6 protein-coding genes are annotated in these 6,394 nt (G+C 65.3%); all 6 read left to right on the top strand.

What is annotated here, in order from left to right:
- The coding region (locus tag HMPREF2914_RS05280) for a TRAP transporter large permease subunit (protein ID WP_139148196.1) at window positions 1–274 on the top strand (274 nt) is incomplete at its 5' end.
- A 182-nt stretch (window positions 275–456) separates the two neighbouring features.
- Complete coding sequence (gene acs, locus HMPREF2914_RS05275; RefSeq protein WP_023092156.1) at window positions 457–2,412, top strand: acetate--CoA ligase; 1,956 nt, start codon at window positions 457–459, stop codon at window positions 2,410–2,412.
- Between the two features lie 540 nt (window positions 2,413–2,952).
- Window positions 2,953–3,732 (top strand): ABC transporter substrate-binding protein, encoded by a 780-nt coding sequence (locus HMPREF2914_RS05270; protein WP_003085932.1) that lies wholly within the window; start codon window positions 2,953–2,955, stop codon window positions 3,730–3,732.
- 118 nt (window positions 3,733–3,850) lie between these two features.
- Window positions 3,851–4,540, top strand: a complete 690-nt coding sequence (locus HMPREF2914_RS05265) for an ABC transporter permease (RefSeq protein ID WP_003085934.1) — start codon at window positions 3,851–3,853, stop codon at window positions 4,538–4,540.
- 16 nt (window positions 4,541–4,556) lie between these two features.
- A complete protein-coding gene (locus HMPREF2914_RS05260) occupies window positions 4,557–5,255 on the top strand; it encodes an ABC transporter permease (RefSeq protein ID WP_003085936.1) in 699 nt (232 codons plus the stop codon).
- Window positions 5,256–5,268: 13 nt separating this feature from the next.
- Window positions 5,269–6,381 carry a M14 family metallopeptidase gene (locus HMPREF2914_RS05255; protein WP_023092155.1) on the top strand — a complete coding sequence of 371 codons (1,113 nt, stop codon included), beginning with the start codon at window positions 5,269–5,271 and terminating at the stop codon, window positions 6,379–6,381.
- The last annotated feature ends 13 nt before the right edge of the window (window positions 6,382–6,394 follow it).

Here is a 6,394-nt window from a genome sequence, read left to right as displayed (position 1 = left end):
GATCCTGGCGCCGATCTTCTTCCCCATCGCCATGAAGCTGGGCATCGATCCGATCCACCTGGGTATCGTCATGGTGGTGAACATGGAGATCGGCCTGGTACCCCCGCCAGTGGGCCTCAACCTGTTCGTCACCTCGGCGGTCACTGGCATGCCGCTGGGGGCGACCATCCGCGCGGCGCTGCCGTGGCTGATGATCCTGCTGCTGTTCCTGATCCTGGTGACCTACGTGCCGTTGATCTCGCTGTGGCTGCCGGGCCTGCTGGGCATGAGTTGAGGTCGCGGCGGCGGGGCGCGAGACGCGCTCCGCCGCCCGGCGCAAGGCTACGATCGGCGCGGCTTATAGCTACGATCGGCGCTGTCGCGCAGTGGTAAGACCATGGTCGTATGGTTCGTGGGGTGTGCGCTCGCTACAACTGGGCACAACAAAAACAACACTCACGTACCGAGGTTAAAGCCATGTCTGCGGCATCCCTGTACCCCGTGCACCCGGAAGCGGTGGCACGGACCTTCACCGACGAAGCCACCTACAAGACGATGTACCAGCAGTCCGTCGTCAACCCCGACGGCTTCTGGCGCGAGCAGGCCCAGCGGATCGACTGGATCAAGCCGTTCGAGAAGGTCAAGCAGACCTCCTTCGACGACCATCACGTGGACATCAAGTGGTTCGCCGACGGCACCCTCAACGTGTCGCACAACTGCCTCGACCGTCACCTCGCCGAACGCGGCGACCAGGTGGCGATCATCTGGGAAGGCGACGATCCCGCCGACCACCAGGAAATCACCTACCGCCAGCTCCACGAGCAGGTCTGCAAGTTCGCCAACGCCCTGCGCGGGCAGGACGTGCACCGCGGCGACGTAGTGACCATCTACATGCCGATGATCCCCGAGGCCGTGGTCGCCATGCTCGCCTGCACCCGCATCGGCGCGATCCACTCGGTGGTCTTCGGCGGCTTCTCCCCCGAGGCCCTGGCCGGGCGCATCATCGATTGCAAGTCGAAGGTGGTGATCACCGCCGACGAAGGCGTGCGCGGCGGCAAGCGCACTCCGCTGAAGGCCAATGTCGACGACGCCCTGACCAACCCGGAAACCTCCAGCGTGCAGAAGATCATCGTCTGCAAGCGTACCGGTGCGGAGATCAAGTGGAACCAGCACCGCGACGTCTGGTACGACGACCTGATGAAGGTTGCCGGCAGCACTTGCGCACCCAAGGAAATGGGCGCCGAGGACCCGCTGTTCATCCTCTACACCTCCGGCTCCACCGGCAAGCCGAAGGGCGTGCAGCATACCACCGGCGGCTACCTGGTGTACGCCTCGCTGACCCACGAGCGGGTCTTCGACTACCGTCCGGGCGAAGTCTACTGGTGCACCGCCGACATCGGCTGGGTCACCGGCCACACCTACATCGTCTATGGCCCGTTGGCCAACGGCGCCACCACCATTCTGTTCGAGGGCGTGCCGAACTACCCCGACGTGACCCGCGTGGCGAAAATCATCGACAAGCACAAGGTCAACATCCTCTACACCGCGCCGACCGCGATCCGCGCGATGATGGCCGAAGGCAAGGCGGCGGTGGCCGGTGCCGACGGTTCCAGCCTGCGTCTGCTCGGTTCGGTGGGCGAGCCGATCAACCCGGAAGCCTGGCAGTGGTACTACGAGACCGTCGGCCAGTCGCGCTGCCCGATCGTCGACACCTGGTGGCAGACCGAGACCGGCGCCTGCCTGATGACCCCGCTGCCGGGCGCCCACGCGATGAAGCCGGGCTCCGCGGCCAAGCCGTTCTTCGGCGTGGTCCCGGCACTGGTGGACAACCTCGGCAACCTGATCGAGGGCGCCGCCGAGGGCAACCTGGTGATCCTCGACTCCTGGCCGGGCCAGGCGCGGACCCTGTTCGGCGACCATGACCGCTTCGTCGACACCTACTTCAAGACCTTCAAGGGCATGTACTTCACCGGCGACGGCGCGCGCCGCGACGAGGACGGCTACTACTGGATCACCGGGCGGGTCGACGACGTGCTCAACGTCTCCGGCCACCGCATGGGCACCGCCGAGGTGGAAAGCGCGATGGTCGCCCACCCGAAGGTCGCCGAGGCGGCGGTGGTCGGCATGCAGCACGACATCAAGGGGCAGGGCATCTATGTCTACGTCACCCTCAACTCCGGGGTCGAGCCGAGCGAGGCGCTGCGCCAGGAGCTGAAGCAATGGGTTCGCCGCGAGATCGGTCCGATCGCCACGCCGGATGTGATCCAGTGGGCGCCGGGACTGCCGAAGACCCGTTCGGGCAAGATCATGCGGCGCATCCTGCGCAAGATCGCCGCGGCCGAGTACGACACCCTCGGCGACATCTCCACCCTTGCCGACCCGGGCGTGGTTCAGCACCTGATCGAGACCCATCGCTCGATGCAGGCCGCCTGACTTCCGCCTGATCCGAAACGACCCCGCGCGGTGCGAGCCGCGCGGGGTCTTTCATTTGGCGCGGGCCGAGGAGGAGGGCGTTTCGAATGGGCTCGAGCCGGGAATGGGGCGGCGGTAACACTTCGGTGATGCGCGCCTGCGCATAATTGGGGCGAGAGGAAACGCCACGCACAGCCAAGGTGCGACACGGGGTAGCAGTCGAGGCGAGTCGTAGCGGCCAAGCCATTGAAGGAGAAGGAATTGGCAATTTATGGCTTGAGATTTGCTTTACTCATTGATTACACTTCGCGCTTTCCGGGCACAAATGTCGCTGCCTGTCAATATCGCCGAATGCCCTCTTCGGTGCTTTTATAATTAGTTGTCGCATTGAAGAAATAACCACTTTCGGCCTGTCGCTAGAATGCCGCTCACCCCAGCTGGCGCCCTGTCCACGAGAAGGCGCCATGCGCAAGAGCCGGTGATCACGCATATCCGTCGGCAGCCTGGGCAAGGTTCTATTTCTCCTGCCAATCGATGCCATCCCCTTCGAAGGAGTTCCAGATGAAGAAGCTCGCACTTCTCGGCGCCCTGGCGCTGTCCGTGCTCTCCCTGCCCACTTTCGCCGCCGACAAGCCGGTGCGCATCGGCATCGAGGCGGCCTATCCGCCGTTCTCGCTGAAGACCCCGGACGGCCAGCTGGCAGGCTTCGACGTGGATATCGGCAATGCCCTCTGCGAAGAGATGAAGGTGCAGTGCAAGTGGGTCGAGCAGGAGTTCGACGGCCTGATCCCGGCACTCAAGGTGCGCAAGATCGATGCGATCCTCTCGTCGATGACCATCACCGACGAGCGCAAGCGTTCGGTCGACTTCACCAACAAGTACTACAACACCCCGGCGCGCTTCGTGATGAAGGAAGGCGCCAGCCTCAACGATCCCAAGGCCGACCTGAAGGGCAAGAAGGCCGGCGTGCTGCGTGGCAGTACCGCCGACCGCTACGCCTCCGCCGAACTGACCCCGGCCGGCGTCGAAGTGGTGCGCTACAACTCCCAGCAGGAAGCCAACATGGACCTGGTGGCCGGTCGCCTCGACGCGGTGGTCGCCGATTCGGTGAACCTCGAAGATGGCTTCCTCAAGACCGATGCCGGCAAGGGCTACGCCTTCGTCGGTCCGCAACTGACCGATGCCAAGTACTTCGGCGAAGGCGTCGGCATCGCCGTGCGCAAGGGCGATAGCGAGCTGGCCGGCAAGTTCAACGCGGCCATCGACGCGCTGCGCGCCAACGGCAAGTACAAGCAGATCCAGGACAAGTACTTCAGCTTCGACGTCTACGGTTCGAACTGACACTATCCGTCAGAGGTGGCACAAACGTCCGCGACGCCTCGCGCTGTTTGTGCCACTTTTTTATTGACTGGACGCCACTGCTTTAGCGCTGCATTAGCTGCATAGAGGTACCGTTTTGATGATCACTGGCTACGGTGCGACCATCGTCGATGGCGCCTGGCTGACTCTCCAGCTGGCCCTGCTTTCCATGCTCCTGGCCATCGTCCTCGGCCTGCTGGGCGCGGCCTTCCGCCTGTCACCGGTGCGCTGGCTGGCCTGGTGCGGCGACCTGTACGCCACGGTAGTGCGCGGCATCCCCGACCTGGTGCTGATCCTGCTGATCTTCTACGGCGGCCAGGGCCTGCTGAACTGGGTCGCCCCGCAACTCGGCTACGACGACTACATCGACCTGAATCCCTTCGTGTCCGGCGTCGGCACCCTCGGCTTCATCTTCGGCGCCTATCTCTCGGAGACCTTCCGCGGCGCCTTCATGGCGATTCCCAAGGGCCAGGGCGAGGCCGGCTACGCCTACGGCATGAGCCACCGCCAGGTGTTCTTCCGCATCCAGGTGCCGCAGATGATCCGCCTGGCGATCCCCGGCTTCACCAACAACTGGCTGGTGCTGGTCAAGGCCACCGCGCTGATTTCCGTGGTCGGCCTGCAGGACATGATGTTCAAGGCCAAGCAGGCCTCCGATGCGACCCGCGAGCCGTTCACCTACTACCTCGCCGTGGCTGGCCTGTACCTGCTGGTGACCAGCGTGTCGCTGCTGTTGCTGCGCCTGCTCGAACGCCGCTATTCGGTCGGCGTGAAAACCGCGGAACTGTGAGTCAAGGGGCCCTATCGTGATCTTCGATTTCTCCGTCATCTGGGACAGCCTTCCGCTCTATTTCGACGGCCTGCTGGTCACCCTCAAGCTGCTCTCGATCTCCCTGCTGATCGGCCTGCTGCTGGCGGTGCCGCTGGCGCTGATGCGGGTCTCCAAGCAGCCGCTGGTGAACTTCCCGGCCTGGCTCTACACCTACGTGATCCGCGGCACGCCGATGCTGGTCCAGCTGTTCCTGATCTACTACGGCCTGGCGCAGTTCGACGCGGTGCGCGAGAGCGCGCTGTGGCCCTGGCTGTCGAACGCGTCCTTCTGCGCCTGCCTGGCGTTCGCCATCAACACCAGCGCCTACACCGCCGAGATCCTCGCCGGCAGCCTGAAGGCCACGCCCCATGGCGAGATCGAGGCGGCCAAGGCGATGGGCATGTCGCGCCTGAAGATGTACCGCCGCATCCTCCTGCCATCGGCACTGCGGCGTGCGCTGCCGCAGTACAGCAACGAAGTGATCATGATGCTGCAGACCACCAGCCTGGCGTCCATCGTCACCCTGGTGGACATCACCGGCGCCGCGCGAACCGTCTATTCGCAGTACTACCTGCCGTTCGAAGCGTTCATCACCGCCGGTCTGTTCTACCTGTGCCTGACCTTCATCCTGGTGCGCCTGTTCAAGCTTGCCGAGCGCCGCTGGCTGGCTTACCTGGCGCCGCGCAAATCCTGATCCGGAGGACCGCATGGAGCGTATCGACCACCTGCTGCCGTGGAGCACCCTGGGAAGCGAGAAGCGCCTGAGCGTGTTCCGCTTCGGCTGCGGCGCGCGCAAGGTCTACATCCAGTCCAGCCTGCACGCCGACGAGCTGCCGGGCATGCGCACCGCCTGGGAGCTGAAGCAGCGGTTGCGCCTGCTGGAGGCGGAAGGCCGCCTGCGCGGTACCGTCGAGCTGGTGCCGGTGGCCAATCCGGTCGGTCTCGGGCAGATGATCCAGGCGCTGCACCAGGGGCGCTTCGAAATGAGCAGCGGGCGCAACTTCAACCGCGATTTCCCCGACCTGCTGGACGCGGTGATCGACAGTGTCGGCGAGCGTCTCGGCAGCGATCCGGCGGCCAATGTCGCGCTGGTCCGCCAGGGCCTGCGCGCGGCGCTGGACGCCCTGCCGCCGGCGACCTCGGAACTGGAGGGCATGCAGCGCCTGCTCTATCGCCACGCCTGCGACGCCGACCTGGTGCTCGACCTGCATTGCGACTTCGAGGCCGCCATCCATCTCTATACCCTGCCGCAGCAATGGCCCGCCTTCGCCTCCCTGGCCGCACGCCTGGGCGCCGCTGTCGGGCTGCTCGCCGAGGAGTCCGGCGGCGGTTCCTTCGACGAGGCCTGCTCGGTGCCGTGGCTGCGCCTGTCGCGCCTGTATCCGCGCGCCGAGCTGCCGCTGGCCTGCCTGGCGACCACCGTCGAACTCGGCGGCCAGGCCGATACCACGGCGCAGCAGGCCGAGGCCAACGCCGCGGCGATCCTGGCCTTCCTCGCCGAGCAGGGCTTCGTCGAGGGCGAATGGCCGGCGGCGCCCGAAGCCTACTGCGAAGGCTTGCCCTTCGAAGGCACCGAATACGTCCACGCGCCGCATACCGGCGTGGTGAGTTTCCTGCGCCGGCCGGGCGAATGGGTGGAGGCGGGCGAACCGCTGTTCCAGGTCATCGATCCCCTGGCCGACCGTGCCAGCACCGTGTGCGCCGGGGTCTCCGGCGTGCTTTTCGCCATCGAACGGATGCGCTACGCGCAGCCGGGACTCTGGCTGGCCAAGGTGGCCGGTCGTCAACCGATCCGTCAGGGACGCTTGCTCAGCGACTGATTAGCCGAGAACA

This window comes from Pseudomonas sp. HMSC067G02, assembly GCF_001813485.1.
In the GTDB taxonomy this organism is placed as follows: domain Bacteria; phylum Pseudomonadota; class Gammaproteobacteria; order Pseudomonadales; family Pseudomonadaceae; genus Pseudomonas; species Pseudomonas aeruginosa.
Note: the sequence above shows the minus strand (reverse complement) of the source record. Positions and strands in the feature narration are given on the sequence as shown.

Excerpts from the sequence above, each read along its gene's own strand:
- acs (WP_023092156.1), top strand. The coding sequence starts at position 457 with ATGTCTGCGGCATCCCTGTACCCCGTGCACCCGGAAGCGGTGGCACGG.
- HMPREF2914_RS05270 (WP_003085932.1), top strand. The coding sequence starts at position 2,953 with ATGAAGAAGCTCGCACTTCTCGGCGCCCTGGCGCTGTCCGTGCTCTCC.
- HMPREF2914_RS05265 (WP_003085934.1), top strand. The coding sequence starts at position 3,851 with ATGATCACTGGCTACGGTGCGACCATCGTCGATGGCGCCTGGCTGACT.
- HMPREF2914_RS05255 (WP_023092155.1), top strand. The coding sequence starts at position 5,269 with ATGGAGCGTATCGACCACCTGCTGCCGTGGAGCACCCTGGGAAGCGAG.